The 19,533-nt window shown below is 64.6% G+C and carries 20 protein-coding genes; 14 read left to right on the top strand and 6 right to left on the bottom strand.

Annotated elements, in window-relative coordinates; genetic code table 11:
- Nucleotides 1-729: lytic transglycosylase domain-containing protein (locus E7811_RS16945; protein ID WP_246020511.1), on the bottom strand; the 729-nt coding region annotated here is incomplete at its 3' end.
- Nucleotides 730-1,096: 367 nt separating this feature from the next.
- On the opposite strand from E7811_RS16945, the gene E7811_RS16940 reads away from it, so the two are divergent.
- The 13 genes from E7811_RS16940 (at nt 1,097) to E7811_RS16880 (ending at nt 13,243) form a co-directional block, all read left to right on the top strand.
- Nucleotides 1,097-1,297 (top strand): pilus assembly protein, encoded by a 201-nt coding sequence (locus E7811_RS16940; protein ID WP_168733075.1) that lies wholly within the window; start codon nt 1,097-1,099, stop codon nt 1,295-1,297.
- A gap of 187 nt (nt 1,298-1,484) precedes the next feature.
- Nucleotides 1,485-1,706 (top strand): pilus assembly protein, encoded by a 222-nt coding sequence (locus tag E7811_RS16935; RefSeq protein ID WP_136395845.1) that lies wholly within the window; start codon nt 1,485-1,487, stop codon nt 1,704-1,706.
- Nucleotides 1,707-1,778: 72 nt separating this feature from the next.
- Complete coding sequence (gene cpaB / locus E7811_RS16930; protein ID WP_136395844.1) at nt 1,779-2,621, top strand: Flp pilus assembly protein CpaB; 843 nt, start codon at nt 1,779-1,781, stop codon at nt 2,619-2,621.
- A gap of 206 nt (nt 2,622-2,827) precedes the next feature.
- Entirely contained in the window at nt 2,828-4,228 is a 1,401-nt protein-coding gene (locus E7811_RS16925) for a type II and III secretion system protein family protein (RefSeq protein ID WP_136395843.1), read from the top strand.
- A 4-nt stretch (nt 4,229-4,232) separates the two neighbouring features.
- Nucleotides 4,233-4,883, top strand: coding sequence for an OmpA family protein (locus E7811_RS16920; RefSeq protein ID WP_136395842.1), 651 nt, complete (start codon nt 4,233-4,235; stop codon nt 4,881-4,883).
- Nucleotides 4,884-5,138: 255 nt separating this feature from the next.
- Nucleotides 5,139-6,407: an AAA family ATPase gene (locus tag E7811_RS16915; protein ID WP_136395841.1), complete on the top strand. Its 1,269-nt coding sequence runs from the start codon at nt 5,139-5,141 to the stop codon at nt 6,405-6,407.
- Nucleotides 6,408-6,429: 22 nt separating this feature from the next.
- The gene (locus E7811_RS16910; RefSeq protein WP_136395869.1) at nt 6,430-7,899 is read left to right on the top strand and encodes a CpaF family protein; all 1,470 of its coding nucleotides are present in this window, start codon (nt 6,430-6,432) and stop codon (nt 7,897-7,899) included.
- Between the two features lie 8 nt (nt 7,900-7,907).
- Nucleotides 7,908-8,876 (top strand): type II secretion system F family protein, encoded by a 969-nt coding sequence (locus E7811_RS16905; RefSeq protein ID WP_136395840.1) that lies wholly within the window; start codon nt 7,908-7,910, stop codon nt 8,874-8,876.
- 7 nt (nt 8,877-8,883) lie between these two features.
- Nucleotides 8,884-9,861: a type II secretion system F family protein gene (locus E7811_RS16900; protein ID WP_136395839.1), complete on the top strand. Its 978-nt coding sequence runs from the start codon at nt 8,884-8,886 to the stop codon at nt 9,859-9,861.
- A 26-nt stretch (nt 9,862-9,887) separates the two neighbouring features.
- Nucleotides 9,888-10,451 carry a tetratricopeptide repeat protein gene (locus tag E7811_RS16895; protein WP_136395868.1) on the top strand — a complete coding sequence of 188 codons (564 nt, stop codon included), beginning with the start codon at nt 9,888-9,890 and terminating at the stop codon, nt 10,449-10,451.
- Between the two features lie 38 nt (nt 10,452-10,489).
- A complete protein-coding gene (locus E7811_RS16890) occupies nt 10,490-11,347 on the top strand; it encodes a tetratricopeptide repeat protein (protein WP_136395838.1) in 858 nt (285 codons plus the stop codon).
- Nucleotides 11,347-11,835 carry an A24 family peptidase gene (locus tag E7811_RS16885; RefSeq protein ID WP_136395837.1) on the top strand — a complete coding sequence of 163 codons (489 nt, stop codon included), beginning with the start codon at nt 11,347-11,349 and terminating at the stop codon, nt 11,833-11,835. Before E7811_RS16890 ends, E7811_RS16885 begins: the two co-directional genes overlap by 1 nt.
- A gap of 79 nt (nt 11,836-11,914) precedes the next feature.
- The gene (locus E7811_RS16880) at nt 11,915-13,243 is read left to right on the top strand and encodes an ATPase (protein ID WP_136395836.1); all 1,329 of its coding nucleotides are present in this window, start codon (nt 11,915-11,917) and stop codon (nt 13,241-13,243) included.
- An 83-nt stretch (nt 13,244-13,326) separates the two neighbouring features.
- On the opposite strand, the gene E7811_RS16875 is transcribed toward E7811_RS16880, so the two are convergent.
- Nucleotides 13,327-13,884 (bottom strand): 5-formyltetrahydrofolate cyclo-ligase, encoded by a 558-nt coding sequence (locus E7811_RS16875; RefSeq protein ID WP_136395835.1) that lies wholly within the window; start codon nt 13,882-13,884, stop codon nt 13,327-13,329.
- Nucleotides 13,869-15,245, bottom strand: a complete 1,377-nt coding sequence (mgtE, locus tag E7811_RS16870) for a magnesium transporter (RefSeq protein ID WP_136395834.1) — start codon at nt 15,243-15,245, stop codon at nt 13,869-13,871. Before mgtE ends, E7811_RS16875 begins: the two co-directional genes overlap by 16 nt.
- A gap of 188 nt (nt 15,246-15,433) precedes the next feature.
- Between mgtE and guaD the strand changes: the two genes are divergently transcribed.
- The gene (guaD, locus tag E7811_RS16865) at nt 15,434-16,720 is read left to right on the top strand and encodes a guanine deaminase (RefSeq protein WP_136395833.1); all 1,287 of its coding nucleotides are present in this window, start codon (nt 15,434-15,436) and stop codon (nt 16,718-16,720) included.
- Nucleotides 16,721-16,812: 92 nt separating this feature from the next.
- Here the strand turns inward: guaD and E7811_RS16860 are convergent, their stop codons facing one another.
- The 3 genes from E7811_RS16860 to hisN form a co-directional block, all read right to left on the bottom strand.
- Entirely contained in the window at nt 16,813-17,151 is a 339-nt protein-coding gene (locus tag E7811_RS16860; protein ID WP_136395832.1) for a hypothetical protein, read from the bottom strand.
- A gap of 55 nt (nt 17,152-17,206) precedes the next feature.
- On the bottom strand, nt 17,207-18,550 hold the full coding sequence (locus E7811_RS16855) for an 8-oxoguanine deaminase (protein WP_136395831.1): 1,344 nt from the start codon (nt 18,548-18,550) through the stop codon (nt 17,207-17,209).
- 120 nt (nt 18,551-18,670) lie between these two features.
- Entirely contained in the window at nt 18,671-19,474 is an 804-nt protein-coding gene (gene hisN / locus E7811_RS16850; RefSeq protein ID WP_136395830.1) for a histidinol-phosphatase, read from the bottom strand.
- Nucleotides 19,475-19,533 lie beyond the last annotated feature (59 nt).

The raw sequence follows: 19,533 nt of genomic DNA, 5'->3' as shown, positions 1-19,533 counted from the left end.
CCCCTCGCCCGCGTTGTAGGCGGCCAGCACCATCAGCGGATCGCGGTCGAATTCCTTCATCAGCCAGTCAAGATAGGCCACACCGCCCTTGATGTTCTGGACGGGATTCATCGCATCCGCAACGCCGAAGCGTTCGGCGGTGGCCGGGATCAGCTGCATCAGCCCCTGTGCGCCGGCCGAACTGACCGCATCCACACGTCCCCCGCTTTCGATGCCGATGACCGCCAGGACCAGAGCGGGCGAGACTTCGGTGCCGATCGTCGCTTTCAGGATATCGGTGCCGTGTTTCGCGGCAAGGTCCTGCATGACCTGCATCCGGGGGGCGGCGACGGCTGCGCCACCCGGCCCCTTTGCAAGACTTGCCATCGCCAGGGGCCAACGGCCCGACCGGGCGTCGCGTGCGGGTGGGACGGCGTTCCAGTACCAGTCGTATCGGGCGGCGGGGGCCTTGGGCGCAACCGGCGCCGGGCTGGCGGCCGCGACCTCGGTCGTCGGCTCATCCGCCTCGGGTTCGGCCTTGGGCTTTACCGCAAGGCGCCGCGCCTGTTCGGCGGGGTCGATCTGGACGGTGATGCGTTTTCCTGCCGCGCCCTTGCCCGGGACACCGACCCGTTTGAAGGTGAAGTCTTCCTGGCCCAACAGGGTCTGGGCGGCAAGGCCATGGGCCCCCGCCACGATGGACCCGGCCCAGACGGACCCGGCCAGAATCGCCGATGTGATCATCCGCATGATGCGGCTTTCTGCTCGTTCTTTCTTTTCGGGAAATGAAGCAGAGAATCGCGCCTCCGGCCAGCATTTCGGCCGCCGAATGTGGCGATTTCGCCCAATTCGGGGCGTTTCGGCCACGCAAGACGTGCATCCTCAGATTGCCGACCGGACCCGTGGAAAAAAATGTTTCGATTTCTTTCAATGGATTACGGGATTTCCGGCGCATTTTTCGAAGTTTCCGAAAATGCCCAAGTCGCTCCCAACTCCCGCCACGATTCGGAGGCCATATGTGCCCATGCCGAACGGAGATCGGAACGGAACAGAGGCCGGAACGAAAAGACCCCAAGGCTGCAACTGAACGAGCAACTCCTGCGAAAGGGACTGTACCATGAAACTGATGAACATCTTCAAGGGCTTCGCGAAAGACGAATCGGGCGCCGTGACCGTTGACTGGGTCGTGCTGACCGCTGCCATCGTGGGCCTGGGCCTGCTGGTGATGTCGACCGTGACCGACGGTCTGGATACCGCCGCGACCACGATGACGACCGACATCGGCAACGCCGTCGCTGCTGGCGCCGCTCTGAACTGATCGGCCGCAAGGTTTGGCAAGGGCCGCGTTCCCGCAAGGGTCCGCGGCCCTTCGCCGTTTCGGGGAACGGCTGCCCGCTTGGCGGGCGGATCGGCCCCGATGATCTCGCGCCGGTGCCATATTTGCGCCGGATTTCAAGGGCAGAATTGATGTGTAGTGACAATCCTGGACAGGATGGGACGGCGTTATGAAATTGGAACTTCGCAAGATCGGACCGGCACTCGCGCACCAGCTGCGCCGGTTCAGGGATGAAGACGGTGCCGTCACGGTGGACTGGGTGGTCCTGACCGCAGCGGTCGTGGGGATCGGCCTTCTGGTGATGATCCCGACATTCACCACGGCCGACAGCTCGGCCGCGGTGCTTGCAGACGAACTGGTGGCGGCGGTGGTCGCGGCGGCCGGCCTTTAAGGCGCGGCCGCACATGGAAGTGGGTGCGCCTTCGGCGGCTTGCCGCGGGCGGTGTGGAAAAGGGAACGCGCCATGCGCATGATTTTCGGATTGGTCCTGGTTGCCGGCCTCGCGCTGGCCGGGGTGGCGGTCTACATGGTCCAGGGGTATCTGGGGCAGACCCAGCAGGCCCTCGCAGCGGAACGCGCCGTCCGGGCCAAGCTGGGCCCGATGGTCGAGGTCTATGTCGTCAACAAGCCGCTGGCCTATGGCGACAGGCTGACGAAGGAAGACGTGCAGAAGATCTACTGGCAGCAATCGGCCCTGCCCGAAGGCACGTTCAGCGCCGAAGAGGTGCTGTTCCCGCCGCACAAGGATGAGCCGCGCTATATTCTGCGCCCGCTGGAGAAGTTCGAGCCGCTTCTGGCCACGAAGGTGACCGAACCGGGCGAACCGGCGGGCCTGACCTCGCAATTGAAAGAGGGCATGCGCGCCTTTTCGATCAAGGTCGATATCGCCTCGGGTGTCGCAGGGTCGATCCATCCGGGCGACCGGGTGGATGTCTACTGGACCGGCAACGCGGGCGGGCAAAGCGGCGAACTGACACGCCTGATCGAAACCTCGCTGAAGGTGATCGCAACCGATGCCAAGCCCGGCGAGGAACTGACCGTCTCGGGCCGCGAACGCACTGTCATCGTCGAGGTCAGCCCCGAACAGGTTGCACGCCTGGCGCAGGGTCAGGCCGCGGGCCGCCTGGCGCTGTCGCTGGTCGGGACGGGCGAAAGCGCCGAAATCGGCCTTGTCGAGGTGGACCGCAACTCGCTTCTGGGTATTCAGGAGCAGGTCGTGCAGCAGGCCGCCCCGGCACGGGTCTGCACGATCAAGACGCGCAAAGGCGCAGATGTGGTGGAAATTCCGATCCCCTGCACAAATTGAGGGATAGAAAATCATCGGGGGCGCGGAAAATCCTTCCGCGCCCTTTTCCTTTACGGACAGCGGAGAATGACCCTGTTGCCAGTTATCCACATCAAAAGCCATCCACAACCAATTGATTCTTGCAATAAAAGGCCAGTTCAGGCACCTTGGTTCATGGAACGGGCAAAAAAGACCCGTGTTGAGGCGTGATCGGAAAGGCAGGTCACATGCAGTTGCGTACCATCTGGACGGCCGGATTCCTGGGCCTGGCCTTGGCCACGTCCGCGTTGACGCCCGTCGATGCACAGACCCTGCGGGTCATGGAAGGATCGCCGTCGTCGGCGCTGAACGTGCCGATGAACCGGGCCGTTGTCGTGGAAAGCGACGTCCCCTTCGCCGAATTGTCGATCGCGAACCCGGGGATCGCGGATATCTCCACCCTGTCCGATCGGTCGATCTATGTGCTGGGCAAGGCGCCCGGACGCACGACCCTGACGCTTCTGGGTGCGGACGGGCGGCTCATTTCCAACGTGGATGTCCACGTCGCCCCCGACATCGCCGAATTCAAGGAACGCCTGCGGCAGATCCTGCCGGGCGAACAGATCGAGGTGCGGACCGCGAATGACGGGATCGTGCTTTCGGGCACGGTCAGTTCGACCGCCAAGCTTGACCGTGCGCTTGATCTGGCCGAACGCTACGCGCCCGAACGGGTATCGAACCTGATGAGCGTGGGCGGCACCCAGCAGGTGATGCTGAAGGTCCGCTTTGCCGAGATGCAGCGCTCGGTCGCCAAGAACCTGTCGTCCTCGCTGGCGATCAGCGGCGGAAACAAGTTCGGCGTGAACGGGGAATCCGGCACCTGGCTTGACGGCGACAACAGCCTGGCCAACGGCAATATCGCCGTGCGCGACAACGCGGCGGGCGGGCTTGCCCTTGGCTTTTCCGCCGGATCGCTGCAATTCGCCGTCCTGCTGGAAGCGCTTGAAAACAAAGGCGTCGTCCGCACGCTGGCCGAACCGAACCTGACGGCGCTGTCGGGACAGGAGGCCAAGTTCCTCGCCGGTGGCGAATACCCGATCCCGGTGGCCGACGATCAGGGCGTGAAGATCGAATACAAGCCCTTCGGCGTGGAGCTGAACTTCACTCCGGTGGTGGTCGACGGCGACATCATCAACCTGACGATCAACGCGGCCGTGTCCTCGATTGACTCGACGGTCACACTCGAGGCGGGCGGCTTCAGCCTGAACGCCTTCAAGCGCCGCGAAACCTCGACCACGGTCGAGATGCGGGACGGCGAAAGCTTTGCCATCGCGGGCCTATTGCAGGATGATTTCCGCGACCTGAACGGTCAGGTGCCGTGGCTGGGCGACCTGCCCATCGTGGGCGCGCTGTTCCGGTCGGCCGAATACCAGCGCGCGCAATCGGAACTGGTGATCATCGTCACCCCGCATCTGGTGACGCCCACCCGCGGCGAGGCACTGGCCCTGCCGACGGACCGTGTGCGCCTCCCGACGGAAAAGGAACTGTTCCTGTTCGGCAAGGTCACCGGAAGCGAGCGTGTGAAAGGCCCGGCGGGCGAAGTGGCCCGGCAGGATTTCAACGGCTCCTACGGCTATGTGATGGAGTGACGTGATGCGGGGTCACATGCGTTTCGGATTGGTGCTGTGCGTCGGGCTCGGGCTTTCTGCCTGCGGGTCGTTGAACGACGAACTGGGCGCCAAGGTCGATGATGGCGAATTTGGCAACGCCACGATGAACAACACGCTGCTCCAGTCGGGTCAGCGCGATTACACGATGGCCCTTGGGTCGCGCTTTGCCTCGGAAGTCCAGAGCACCGTGAACTTCGCCTTCGGCAGTGCGGTGCTGGACGCGCAGGCGCGCGCGGTGCTGGACCAGCAGGCCAACTGGATGGGCCAGTTCCCCGAGCTGCGTTTCTCGGTCTACGGGCATACCGACCTGGTCGGCTCGCAGGCCTCGAACCAGCGGCTTGGCAAGCAGCGCGCCCAGGCCGTTGTGGCCTATCTGGAAACCCGCGGCATCAGCCGGTCACGTCTGGATGCCCTGGTCAGCTATGGCGAGACCCGCCCCCTGATCCCGACCCCGAACCCCGAGCTGCAGAATCGCCGCACGGTGACGGAAGTGGCCGGGTTCGTGAAGAACCACCCGACGGTTCTGAACGGGAAATACGCGCAGGTCATCATGCGCGAATACCTGATCCTGGGCGAACGTCCGCATCCGCAGAATCGGGTCGTGCGCACGCAGACCGACCCCGGCGAGGGCTAAGCCGGACCGGACCTTGCCACAGGCATCCAATCGGGGCGGGAACCATCCCGCCCCTTTTGTTTTGATATCCGGCAAAATCCTAGAAAGACGATCTTTTAGCCCCAATCTCGCCAACATTACCCGCGAATTTCGAAACAAGTGAAAAGCTGTGTGGCCAAAGAACTGCCGCACCGGCTGGCGACGTCTGACCGTCCGGATGCGGGGTTACACCCGACCACGGTTCGACGAGGCGGCTGAATTGCGAGGACGAGAGTAATGACGAGCGTTGCCAACCTGCAGACAGACCCCGCGCCGATTCTGGCGTGTACCGTGTCGCGCGATGTGCAGAACTTCGAACTGCTCATCGACGACATGGAACATGAACTTGGCGAATCCTGGGGCGACCTGTCGTTCGAGGATGCGCTGACCTTCATGGAGCAGCCGGATTCGGCATCGCTGGAATTCATCGCCATCGCCGTGGACGGCCAGGACGAATCCGACCTGAGCCGGATCACCGACGTGGTGCGCACGGCCAAGGCCAAAAGCATCAAGGTCGTCCTGATCGCCGATCAGGTCAGCCCTATCGCCTTGCACCAGCTGCTTCGCCTGGGCGCCGACGATTTCGTCCCCTACCCTCTGCCCGAAGGCGCCCTGCACGACGCGATCGAACGGATGCGCCGACCGGCGCAGGTTCCGGCCGTTGCCGAAACCCAGGATCACGGCGCCGAGCAGGTCAGGACGCCAAGCTTCAAACCCAAGGGCGACCGCGATGCGGTGGTGCTGCCAGTGCATGGCCTCGCGGGTGGGGTCGGTGCCACGACCTTTGCGGTGAACCTGGCCTGGGAACTGGCGAACGTCACCAAGACCGACCCGCCGCGGGTCTGCCTGCTGGATCTGGATTTCCAGTATGGCGCGACGGCGACCTATCTGGATCTGGCCCGCCGCGAGGTGGTGTTCGAGATCCTTTCGGACACGGCCAACGCCGACAGCGACAGCTTTCTTCAGGCCATGACCACCTTCAACGACCGGCTGCACGTCTTCACCGCGCCGCCTGACATGCTGCCGCTTGACATCGTGACGCCCGACGACATCGGGCGACTGATCGACATGGCGCAGCAGAACTTCGATTTCGTGGTGATCGACATGCCGTCGACCATCGTGTCCTGGACCGAGGCCGTGCTGCACCGTGCCCATGTCTATTTCGCGATGATGGAACTCGACCTGCGGTCGGCCCAGAACGTGCTTCGTCTGGTCCGCGCCCTGAAGGCCGAGGCGCTGCCGCACGAAAAGCTCCGCTATATCCTGAACCGGGCCCCCCGTTTCACCGACCTTGCTGCCAAAGGCCGGGTGAAGCGGATGGCCGAAAGCCTGGATATCGCGATCGAGGTGCAACTGCCCGATGGCGGTGCACAGGTCACTCAGGCCAATGACCACGGACTGCCCCTTTCCGAAACCGCTGCCAAGAATCCGTTGCGGAAAGAGGTCGCCAAACTGGCCAAGTCACTGTTCGACATCAACAAATCGGCCGAGGTGGCCAAAGGCTGAGTAATTCTCTTGGGGGAGAATGATGTTTTCGCGTTTCAAGAAACCAGATACTGAAGCCGGGCGCCCCGCGCCTATGGCCGCGGTGACGGCGGCAGGTGCCGCCGCACGCGCCCCCGTGGCCGCCGCGGCGCCCGCCGCCGCGCCCAAGCCCATGTTGCAACCGCGTGTCGTGCCGGGGCCGAAACCGCCGGCCGAAGCCGTTGCCGCCGACAAGGAGAAGCGCCGCAAGGAGCGGATGCAGGAACTCAAGGTCGAGCTGCACAAACGGCTGCTGGACAACCTCAACCTCGCCGCGCTGGAACATGCCAGCGAAGGCAGCTTGCGCGCCGAGATCGCCTCGATCACGGCCGAGGCGCTGGACGAGATGTCGGTCGCCCTGAACAAGGAAGACCGCACGGTCCTTCATCAGGAGCTGTATGACGAGGTGATGGGCCTTGGCCCGCTGGAACCGCTCTTGAAGGACGAAACGGTCAACGACATCCTGGTGAACGGCCCCAACCGCGTCTTCGTTGAACGCTCGGGCAAGCTGGAACTGACCGACATCACCTTCAAGGACGAACGCCACCTGCTGCGGATCATCGACAAGATCGTGTCCGCCGTCGGCCGCCGGGTCGATGAATCGAACCCCTATTGCGACGCCCGTCTTGCCGACGGATCGCGTTTCAACTGCATGGTGCCGCCGGTGGCGGTGGACGGATCGCTGGTGTCGATCCGGAAATTCAAGAAGGAAAAGCTGGGCGTCCCCGACCTGGTGCGCTTTGGCGCCTTTACCGAGGAAATGGCCGCCTATCTTCAGGCCGCGGTGTCGACCCGTCTAAACGTCATCGTGTCGGGCGGTACGGGTTCGGGCAAGACCACCACGCTCAACGCACTGTCCTCGTTCATCGACAACACCGAACGGGTGCTGACGATCGAGGATACGGCCGAACTCCAGTTGCAGCAGGTCCATGTGGGCCGGATGGAAAGCCGCCCGCCCAACGTCGAGGGCAAGGGCGCTGTCACGCAGCGCGACTGCCTGCGCAACGCGCTCAGGATGCGGCCTGACCGGATCATCGTGGGCGAAACCCGCGGCGAGGAAGTCATCGACATGCTGCAGGCCATGAACACCGGCCACGACGGTTCCATGACCACGATCCATGCCAACAGCGCCCGCGACGGGATCAGCCGTCTGGAAAACATGGTGGCGATGGCCGGGATCGAGATGCCGATCAAGGCCGTCCGCAGCCAGATCGCCAGCGCCGTCAACCTGATCGTGCAGGCCAGCCGCCTGCAGGACGGTTCGCGCCGGATGGTTTCGATCACCGAAATAACCGGCATGGAAGGCGAGGTGATCTCGATGCAGGAAATCTTCCGCTACGAACGCCTGGGCGTGCAGCCCGACGGCAAGATCATCGGCCGTTTCAACGCAACCGGCGTCCGGTCGCATTACGCCGAACGTTTCCGGCAGTGGGGTTACGACCTGCCTGCCTCCATCTACGAACCCATCGCCTGAGGCCCGCCATGCAGATCAGCGCAGCACCCCTCATCTATATCCTGATCTTCGTCGCGGTCATCGTGCTGGTCGAAGGCCTTTATCTGACGGTCTTCGGCAAGTCGATCAGCCTCAACAACAAGGTCAGCCGACGCCTTGCCCTGATGGAAAAGGGCGGCAACCGCGAAGAGGTCCTGGAACAGCTTCGCAAGGAGATGAGCCAGCACCTGAACGCCAAGGGCATCCCGCTTTACTCGATCCTCGCCGACAAGGCACAGAAGGCCAACATCGCCTTTTCGCCCAAGGCCCTGATCGGGATCATGGCCGGCCTTTCGGTGTTCTCGTTCTTCGCGCTGACGGTTGCGACCGAAGCCGCGCTGGCCGTCCGTGCCGTCGTGGCCCTGGTGATGGGCGTCGGCGGGGTCTACTTCTGGGTCAACAAGAAGGCCAAGCAGCGCCTTGCGCTGATGGAAGAACAGCTTCCCGATGCCGTCGAACTGATGGTGCGCTCGTTGCGCGTCGGCCATCCCTTCTCGGCCGCGATCGGGATCGTGGCCAAGGAAATTCCCGATCCCCTCGGGTCCGAATTCGGGCTGATCGCGGATGAGGCCGCCTATGGCCGCGATGTCGCCGAAAGCCTGAAGGCGATGGCCGAACGCATGGACATGCAGGATTTGCGCTTCCTCGCGGTTGCGGTGGCCATCCAGCAGCAGTCGGGCGGCAACCTGGCCGAGATCCTGGAAGGTCTGGCCCGCGTGATCCGCGCCCGGTTCAAGCTGTTCCGCCGCGTCAAGGCGATCACCGCCGAGGCAAAATGGTCGGGCATGTTCCTGTCGGGTTTCCCGATCGTGGCGCTGATCATGATCTCGGTGCTGAAGCCGGACTATTACGACGACGTAAAGGAAACCGCGGCCTTCATCCCTGCGGCGATCGTCGTCGGCGCCTTCCTCTTCGCGAACGTCGTGTTCATGAAGATCATGGTCAATATCAAGGTGTGATGGGACGATTGAGATGATTGAGAAACTCAATGCCATGATCACGGGGGCGCTTGGTCCGATGGGGCCGCTGCTTCTGGTTGGCGGGCTTGGCCTGGTGATGATCGTCCTGGCGCTTCCGGTGATGCTGAAGCGCCAGAAGGACCCGTTCGCCAAGATCAAGGAACAGGCCAAGGCGCGCGAACGCGCGGCCGCGGGCACCGCGCTGCGCCGCGCCGAAAAGGCGGACAAGCTGGAAAAGTTCGCCGGCTTTCTTGAACCGCAGGACGAGGGGCAGCTCAGCGCATCGCGGCTCAAGATGCTCAGGGCGGGCTACAAGTCCAAGTCGGCCGTGCGGATGTTCCATTTCGCCCAGCTTGTCTTCGGCCTGGGCTCCCTTGCGCTTGGCACGATCTATGCCCTTGTCCTGTCGGCCAATGGCGACGTGACGACCCAGATGATGGTCCTTTGCACCATCGGTCCGGGTGCTGCCGGTTATTACCTGCCGATCTACTGGGTCAACAAGCGCGTGAAGGAACGCGAGGGCCAGATCGTGTCAGGCTTTCCCGACGCGCTTGACCTGATGCTGGTCTGCGTCGAGGCCGGTCAGTCGCTGGACCAGTCGATCGCCCGCGTCGCCAAGGAAACCAAGGCGGGCTATCCCGCGCTGGCCGAAGAATTCGAGGCGGTCAGCCAGCAGGTGAAGGCCGGCCGCGAACGGGTGGCCGTGCTGAAGGAAATGGCCGAACGCGTGGGCGTGCCCGATGTCGCCTCGTTCGTGACCACACTGGTGCAATCGGCGACCTTCGGCACCTCGATCGCCGAGGCGCTGCGCGTCTATTCCTCGGAAATGCGTGACAAACGCGTGATGCGCGCGGAAGAAAAGGCAAACGTCTTGCCGACCAAGCTGACACTGGGCACTATGCTGTTCACGGTGCCGCCGTTGATGATCATCCTGATCGGGCCGTCGATCTATGGCATCGCGACGCAGCTTGGAGGCGGGGGCTGAACCTGAAACCGAAGGTCTTTCGAGTGATCGGGCAAGGGGCCGTTCTGGCCCTTTGCGTCGTTCTGGCGGGGTGTCAGGGCATCGGCACGCCGCAGCGTTTCCTTGATGAAAACGCCCCGCCCCCGGTCGATCCGGGTGGCGACGGGGTGGACGGGCTGCTGGTCGGCCACCGGCTGATGGAAGCGGGCGAATACGAACTGGCGCTGAAATCCTATCTGCGCGCTGCAGCCGAACAGGGCGTGAATGTCGATGTCCTCTCGGCGCTCGGGTCGGTGAACCTGCACCTTGGCCGTCTGGGCCAGGCCGAAAGCCTGCTGCGCGATGCGATCGAGGCTGACCCGACCTTTGTTCCGGCGCTGAACAACCTGGGTGTCGTGCTGATGGAAAAGGGCCAGGTGGGCGAGGCGCGGGTGCTGTTCCAGCAGGCCTTTGCAAATGACAGTGGCCAATCGGACTCGATCCGCGAAAATCTGCGGCGTTCTATCGCGCTGACGGAAAATACGGGGTATACGGAAGCAAACGAAGAAGAACAGAGTTTCTCGCTCGTGCGGCGGGGCAAAGGGCAATACGAACTTTTGTCTTCGCTGTAGCGACGGGGCAGGACCGAGCAGCAAGAGGACGCAGAAAAATGCGCCATTCCGTCATCGTCACACTGTGTCTGACCGGCACGGTCCTTCTTGGGGCCTGCCAGAAGGCCTCGGATGCCCGCGTCGACCGGGCGCTGAAAAGCGTGAACGTGATCGACGAGTCAAACCTGTCGGACATCATGCTGACGGTGGGCGACCCGAACGAAGCGGTCGCCTATTTCCAGAAATCCTCGGCGGAAAACCCCGACCGGCCCGACCTGAAGCGCGGGCTTGCCAAGTCGCTGATCCGGGCGGGACGCGCCGAAGAGGCGGCGCAGGTCTGGGCCACGTTGATCGCCAGCGGCGAGGCCACGAACGACGACCGCGTCGATTACGCCGATGCCCTGATCCGCACCAACAACTGGCAGGAGGCCGAGGTCGAACTGAACCGGATCCCGCCCACGCACGAAACCTATCAGCGCTACCGGCTGGAAGCGATGGTAGCCGACAGCAAGAAGGACTGGAAGAAGGCCGACAGTTTCTATGAAATCGCGTCGGGCATGACGACCAAACCTGCGGGCGTGCTGAACAACTGGGGCTTCTCGAAACTGACCCGGCAGGATTTCCGGGGCGCGGAAAAGCTGTTCCTCGATGCGCTGACCTATGATCCGGGCCTGTTCACCGCCAAGAACAACCTGATCCTCGCCCGCAGCGCGCAGCGCAAATACGACCTGCCGGTGATCCAGATGACCCAGACCGAACGGGCCGAGCTTCTGCACACGACCGCGCTGGCCGCCATCAAGCAGGGCGATGTCAACGTCGGACGCGGGTTGCTGCAAGAGGCGGTCGATACCCATCCGCAGCATTTCGATGCGGCCGCCCGCAGCCTCGCCGCGCTTGACAACAACGTGACCAATTGATGCTCAGCCAGACCGCCGCCTGGGTGTTCCTGATCGGCGCGGCCCCGATTGCGATCTGGGTCGCCTGGTCCGACATGAAATACATGCGCATCCCGAACAAGGCGGTGCTGGCGCTGGCCGCCGTGTTCATCGCCACCGGCCTGTTCGTCCTGCCGCAGTCGGCCTATCTCTGGGGCCTCGGGCTGGGGGCGATCGTGCTGGTGATCACCTTCCTGATGTCGAGCATGGGCCTGATCGGGGCGGGCGATGCGAAATATGCGGCTGCGATGGCCCCCTTCTTCGTCGGGGCCAATGCGGGCGCGCTGTTCGTCATCGCGGCCTCGACGATCCTCGCGGCCTTCGTCGCGCACCGGGTTCTGAAGAACACCCCCTTCCGCAGCGCCACGGCCGACTGGGCCAGCTGGGAACACGCGAAATTCCCCTTCGGCCTACCGATGTCGGGAACGCTGCTGTTTTACCTCTTTTCTCCCATTCTGGCCGCAATTTAGGCCAAGTCCGCTGTTTCACTGTGGGCAACAAAATCCGGGTCTTCGGCCCGGATCCTGATTCTTGCCGAGGTGTTACGCGATGAATATCCAGACCCCGCCCGATGCCGTCTCGACCGAGGTCCAGCCCCCGCCCTCGCCGCGCAACATGGCCGAAACCGGCCTGTCGATGGTGATGATGCGGGACATCCTGCTGAAGACGATGTTCCGCATGAACCTTGACCTCGTGTCGCATCTGAGCCGGGTGCTGTGCGTGCCGGTGATGGTGACGCAGGAACTTATGGACACCGCCCGCCAGCAGCGGCTGGTGGAGGCGACGGGCACGCTGCACGCGACCTCGGGCAACGAGATGGGCTATCAGCTGACCGATGCGGGCAAGGCGCGGGCGCTGGATGCGCTGGCGCAGTCGGAATATTTCGGCGCGATGCCGGTGCCGCTTGCGGTCTATAACGAACAGATCCGGCGCCAGACGGTGCGCGGCCGCAAGCTGACCCGCGCCGACCTGCTGAAGGGAATGGGCCACCTGATCCTGCCCGAAGACCTGATCGGCAACCTCGGCCCGGCGGTAACGGCGGGCCGGTCGATCCTGATGTACGGCCCGCCGGGCAACGGGAAATCCTCGATCTCGAACGGTTTGCGCGATGCGTTCGGCGAAAAGATCTATATCCCCCGCGCGGTCGAATATTCGGGCCAGGTGATCACGGTCTATGACCCGATCGTCCATTCCGGCGCCGAAGAGGCGGTGGATGATCCAAGCAGCCTGCGCCGCACCTCGAACCGGTTCGACAATCGTTTCGTGCGCTGCGACCGGCCCACGGTGATCACGGGGGGCGAACTCAGCCTCGACATGCTGGACCTGACCTATAACCCGGTCGCCCGAACCTATCAGGCGCCCCTGCAGATGAAGTCGAACGGCGGGATCTTCATCGTCGATGACCTTGGCCGTCAGGCCGAGCCGCCACAGAAGCTGGTCAACCGCTGGATCGTGCCGCTGGAAGAAAGCCGCGACATCCTTCAGCTTCAGTCGGGCGAGAAATTCACCGTGCCCTTCGACACGCTGGTGATCTTTTCCACCAACTTCCACCCGAACGAGATCTTCGACGGCGCGGCCCTGCGCCGGATCTTCTTCAAGATCAAGATCGACGGGCCGAGCCAGGAGAACTTCCTGAAGATCTTCGCGATGGTCGCCCGCAAGAAGAAGATGCCGTTGAACGATCAGGCGCTGTTGCATCTGCTGAAGACCAAGTATCCGACGATCGACAACAACTACGCGAACTACCAGCCCACCTTCCTGATCGACCAGATGATCTCGATGTGCGAGTTCGAAGGCATCCCAAACCAGATGACGCCCGAACTGATCGACCGCGCCTGGGGCAACATGTTCGTGCGCGACGAAAAGATCGCCAAGTAAGGCAAAGGGGGGCTGTCTGCCCCCCTCTTGGCCCTGGCGGGCCAATTCACCCCCCGAGGATATTTCGGCCAGAATGAAGCCCGTCAGTCAAAGAGGCGCACGCCACTTTCGGTGATGATGGCGTCAAGGCGCTGGTCGGTCGGTTCGATCGGCACCTCGGGCAGTTCCTGCGCGTCGAAGGCAAAACCCACGGCGAGGGTCAGACGGCGGGCGCGCAGCCCCTCCAGCGTGCGGTCGTAGAACCCGCCGCCATAGCCCAGCCGGTAGCCCCGCGCGTCGAAGGCGACAAGCGGCACGATCAGCACCTCGGGTTCGATCCATGCTCCCTCGGCCGGGATGAACGCCCCGAAACTGCCGGCTTCCATCACCGCGCCCGGCGTCCATTCGCGAAATTTCAGCGGCTGGCCGGGGCCAAGGATCACCGGCACGCCCACGGGGCCCTGGTGCGCGGCCATCGCGGCAAGGGGATCGATTTCGGTCCGCATGGCCATGTAGCCCGCCAGCGGACGGCCCGCCTGCGCCGCCAGCCAGTCGGCCAGGATTTCCGCCGCCTGCCCCTGCCCCGCCTCGAAGGCGGCCTTTCGGGCGGCAAAGGCGGCGCGGCGCGCCTCGGCCTTTCGTTCGGTCAGAGAAGCAGCCATGACGCCAACCCCAGGAATGCGAAGAACCCGACAACATCCGTCACTGTCGTCACGAAGGGGCCGGAGGCGAGCGCGGGGTCGATGTCGAACCGTTCCAGCGCCATCGGGATGACGATTCCGCCAAGCGCCGCCGCCACCAGCGTCAGCACCATAGCGAGGCCGATCACGCCGGCCAGCATCGGCACGCCGAACCAGAAGCCGGCGACCAGCGCCATCACCAGCCCGAAGGCCATGCCATTGATCGCACCGACGGCAATCTCGCGCCGCACGATGCGCAGCGCGTTCTGTGCCGTCAGGTCGCGCGTGGCCAGCGCCCTGACGGCGACGGTCATCGTCTGGGTGCCCGCGTTCCCCCCCATCGAGGCGACGATGGGCATCAGGACGGCCAGAGCGACCATCTGGTCGATCGTGTCGGCGAAAAGATCGATCACCAGCGAGGCGAGGATCGCCGTCAGCAGATTGACGAACAGCCACACCGCCCGGCCTTTCGCCGCCTCGGCGACACTGTCCGACAGGCTGGCCTCGTCGCCGACGCCAGCCATGCGCAGCATGTCTTCCTCGTGTTCCTCGTCCAGCACGGTCATCGCGTCGTCGATGGTGATCACGCCCACGAGGCGGTCGTTTTCGTCCACGACCGGCAGCGAGATCAGGTGATACTGGGTGAAGATATAGGCGACATCGGCCTCTTCCTCAGTCGCGCGGACGGTGCGGAAACTGTCCTCCATCAGGTCGCGCAGGGCGATGTCCCGGCGAGACGACAGCATCCGCCCCAGCGTGACATAGCCCCTGGGTTTCATCCGCGGATCGACGAGGATGACGTGATAGAACTGGTCTGGCAGCCATTCGGCGCCGCGCAGATGGTCGATCGCCTCGCCCACGGTCCAGTGTTCGGGCGCGACCACCACTTCGCGTTGCATCAGGCGCCCGGCGGAATAATCCGGGTAGGACAGCGCCTGTTCGACGGCGACCCGGTCGGCGTCCTCGAGTGCCGAAAGGATGATTTCCTGCTGCGGTTCCTCGAGGTCTTCGAGGATGTCGACGACATCGTCGGTGTCAAGCTCGCGCACGGCTTCGGCAAGCACGTCCGCGGGCAGGTTTTCGATGACCTCCTCGCGGATCGATTCGTCGATCTCGGACAGGATCTCGCCGTCGATCTCGCCGGAATAGAGCCGCAGCACCTCGCGCCGGTCGGAGGGGTCAAGCTGTTCCAGAAGGTCGGCGATATCGGCCGCATGCAAGGGTTCCAGCAGGTCGGTCAGCAGGCCGGCATCGCCCGCGGCGACCGCATCAAGGATCGCCGACACGCGGCGCCGGTCCAGCGCCTCGTCCTCGGTATCCGCGATGTCCTCGATTTCCGTCATGCCCCGCAGCCCCGTCCCCGTTTGCCCAGTCCCGTATGCCCAGTCCCATATGCCCTGTCCGGTGTGCCCCGTTCCCCGGATTGGCCCGACCTTAGCGAAAGCTGTTTCAAAGAAACAGGGTATCTGCGGGAAATTTACCTGACCGGAAAACCCGGTTAGGCTTGCCGGGTTTGACCGGAGGCGCTGCGATGGCTGATCTGATCCTTGGCCAGGTTCTGAGTTTTTCCGCCGATCCTTTCGTCGAAGGGCCGGAGGCCGCTCGGTTGGACAGCCAGGGCGGCGTCCTGGTCGAGGGCGGGCGGATCATTGCGGTCGGCCGGGCCGGGGACCTGCGGGCCGCCCATCCGGCGGCAAGGGTGCATGACCACGGGCGTGCGCTGATATCGGCGGGCTTTGTCGATGCCCATGTCCACTATCCCCAGACGGCGATCATCGCCAGCTGGGGCAAGCGGCTGATCGACTGGCTGAACCTCTACACCTTCCCCGAAGAGATGCGCTTTGCCGATCCCGGATATGCGCGCGTCGTGGCGGCGCGATACTTCGACCTGACGCAGGCGAACGGCACCACCTCGGCCTGCAGCTATTGCACGATCCATCCCGAAAGCGTCGATGCCTTCTTCACCGAGGCGCAGGCGCGGGGGGCGCGGGTCTGGGCCGGCAAGACCTGCATGGATCGCGACACCGCCCCCGAGGGCCTGCGCGACAGCCCGCAATCGGCCCATGACGACAGCGCCGCCCTGCTGGCGCGCTGGCACGGGGTGGACCGGCTTTCCTATGTGATCACCCCGCGCTTCTCGCCCACCTCGACCGAGGCGCAGCTTGAGGCGCTTGGCGCGCTTTGGGCCGCGCATCCCGATTGCCTGATGCAGACGCATCTGAGCGAACAGACGGACGAAATCGCCTGGGTAAAGGCGCTTTACCCCACCGCGCGCGACTATCTGGACACCTATGAACGCCACGGGCTTCTGGGCCGGGGCGGGCTTTATGGCCATGCGATCTGGCTGGAGGAGCGCGAAAAGGCGCGCCTGCGCGAGGTCGACGCGAGCCTGATCCATTGCCCCACCTCGAACACCTTCATCGGGTCGGGCCTCTTCGACATGGCGGGGTTGAAGGCGGACGGGCACCGGATCGGCCTTGCGACCGACACCGGGGGCGGATCGTCTTTTTCGATGCTGCGGACGATGGCCGCGGCCTATGAGGTCGCGCAACTGCGCGGCCGTGCCCTGCATCCGTCCGAATTGTGGTGGCTGGCGACGCTTGGGTCCGCCCGCGCGCTCCTGGCTGACGACCGGATCGGCAACATCGCGCCGGGGATGGAGGCCGACCTGGTGGCGGTCGACCTGGCCTCGACGGCGGCGATCGAACAGGCCACGGCGCGGGCCGAGGACATCTGGCAGGCGCTGTTTCCCACGATCATGATGGGCGACGACCGGGCGATCCGGTCGGTCTGGGTTGGCGGGCGCAAGGTGAAATAGCGGCGCGGCCTTGCGGCCGCACTGTCTTTGCCTCGCCAGCGGCGCCTTTGCGCCGCCGGCTCAGGTTTCGGGTATTTGGATCAGGTTGAAGGTCAGTCTTCGGCCAGCATGTCCCAGCCGTCGGGGAAGAAATCGAAGGCCAGCGCGATTTCGGTGGAGAGCTTTTCCATCTCCCAGATCGCCTCGGGGGTGATCGGCATCGGGCCGAAGGCGGCGTCGATCATGCCTTCGTCTTCGTCCCGTTCGGTGCGGAAGCCCTTCGCGGCCAGCGCCGTTTCGACGGCTTTCCAGTCCGGCTCCATATCCTCGGCCACGAACAGGAAATGCACGATGCCGCGGGTCGGCAGATCGGGGTCCTTCCGCAGTTCGTCGAAGGTTTCGAAGGTTTCGCGCTTCTGCGCGGCGAAATCATGGGCGGGTTTGCGGGCCATCGGTGCCTCCGTTCCGGGTGGGGCCTGATTGCCAGAAACCGCGCCCTTTGGAAAGTCAGCCGATCAGGCGGCGGGCAAGCCGGTTCTGACGTTCGATGACGCGCGGCAGGTCGATCGTGACCATCTGGCCATCGGCCACGATGCAACGGCCTTCGACGAACAGGTCGCGCACCCGGGTCGGGCCGCAGTGAAGAAGCGCCGCGACCGGATCCCATGCCCCGGCCGCCTCGATCCCCGAGACGTCCCAGATCGCAAGATCGGCACGCTTGCCGGGTTCGAGGCTGCCGCAATCGGGGCGCCCCAGAACCCGGGCGCCGCCAAGCGTGGCGATCTCCAGCGCCTCGCGCGCGCTCATCGCATCGGCGCCACGCGCCACGCGCTGCAAGAGCATCGCCTGCCGCGCCTCGGCCACCAGATTGCCCGCGTCATTCGAGGCGGACCCGTCCACCCCAAGCCCGACCTTCACGCCCGCGTCCCGCATGGCGCGGACCGGCGCGATGCCCGACCCGAGACGGCAGTTGGAGCAGGGGCAATGCGCCACCCCGGTGCCCGAGCGGGCGAAAAGGCCGATCTCGTCGCGGTCGAGCTTCACGCAATGGGCATGCCAGACGTCATCGCCCGTCCAGCCCAGATCCTCGGCATACTGGCCCGGACGGCAGCCGAAGGTGGCAAGACTGTAGGCCACGTCCTCGTCATTCTCGGCCAGATGGGTGTGCAGCATCACGCCCTTGTCCCGCGCAAGGATGGCCGCGTCGCGCATCAGCTCGCGGCTGACCGAGAAGGGCGAACAGGGCGCAAGCCCCACCCGCACCATTGCCCCCGGCGCGGGGTCGTGGAAGGCATCCACAACACGGATCATGTCGTCCAGAATGGCGGATTCACGTTCCACCAGATCGTCGGGCGGCAGGCCGCCCGCGCTTTCGCCGATGCTCATCGCGCCGCGTGTGGGGTGAAAGCGCAGGCCCACTTCGACTGCGGCGGCGATCGTGTCGTCCAGCCGCGCGCCGTTGGGGAACAGATAGAGATGGTCCGAGGTCAGCGTGCAACCCGACAGCGCCAGCTCTGCCAGCCCCACCTGCGCCGAGGTGAACATCTCGTCGGGGCCGAAGCGTGCCCAGATCGGATAAAGCGTTTTCAGCCAGCCGAAGAGAAGCGCGTCCTGCCCGCCGGGCACCGCGCGCGTCAGCGTCTGGTAAAGATGGTGATGGGTGTTCACAAGGCCGGGCGTCACCACACAGCCCGCGGCATCGACGACCTGCCCGGCCGTGGCAATTCCCTGCCCCACCGCAGCGATCCGGCCACCCCGGATCAATACGTCGCCGCCCGCGATCTCGCGGCGGGCATCATCCATCGTCACTACGGCGGCGGCGTTGCGGATCAGGATTTCGGTATCTGGCATGACTGTCCCCCTGTGCCACCCCCTTCGGTGGATCGGGACAGCCCGCGCGACAGAAGGGGGAAGGACTCGCGGCAGGCGGGTCAAGCATAGCCGCAGGGTGCGTCCACCCGCAAGCGGCTGTCAGGCACCGTTCAGAACGGCCATGGCCGCGGCATGCACCTCGTGGTTGGCCGCGGCAAGGATCCGCCCCCCCTGATGCGCGGGGTTGCCCTGCCAGTCGGTTACGACACCGCCCGCCGCAGTGATCACCGCGATCGGCGCCTGCACGTCATAGGCCTGAAGCCCCGCCTCGACCACCAGATCGACATGGCCCGCCGCGACCAGCGCATAGGCATAGCAATCCGTGCCATAGCGCGTCAGGCGACACTGGCGCGACAGGCGGTGAAAGGCCGCGCCTTCCTCGGGTGTGCCGACCTCGGGGAAGGTGGACATCAGAAGCGCTTCACCCAGCGGGCGGGCCGGTCGGGTGGACAGGGGCCGCGTCCAGTGCGGGCCGGTCATCGTGGCCCGGCCAAGCCCGCCTTCGAACCGTTCGCCCACATAGGGCTGGTCGATCAGCCCGTAGATCGGACCGCCTTCATCCGCGATCGAGATCAGCACCCCCCAGGTCGGCGTGCCGGCAAGGTATGAGCGCGTGCCGTCGATCGGGTCCAGAACCCAGGTCAGGCCGGAGGTGCCGGGCCTCGCGCCATATTCCTCGCCCAGGATGGCATCCTGCGGGCGGCGGGCGGCCAGGATCGCACGCATCCGTTCCTCTGACAGCCGGTCGGCCACCGTCACGGGATCGAAACGGTCAGCCTCCTTCGTGTCGGCGGTCAGGGCGGCGGTCCGGAAATGCGACAGTGTGGCCTCGCGCGCGGCATCCGCCAACGCATGGGCCACGTCGATGATGTCGTCGATTTCGGTCGGGGAAAGGTTGCGCATCTTTCGCCTCCTCAGCTGACCCGGCGCTAGCCCGAGGCGGCGCCGTGGTCAAGCCGGGT

The sequence above is a fragment of the Aliigemmobacter aestuarii genome, assembly GCF_004799285.1.
GTDB lineage: Bacteria > Pseudomonadota > Alphaproteobacteria > Rhodobacterales > Rhodobacteraceae > Aliigemmobacter > Aliigemmobacter aestuarii.
Note: the sequence above shows the minus strand (reverse complement) of the source record. Positions and strands in the feature narration are given on the sequence as shown.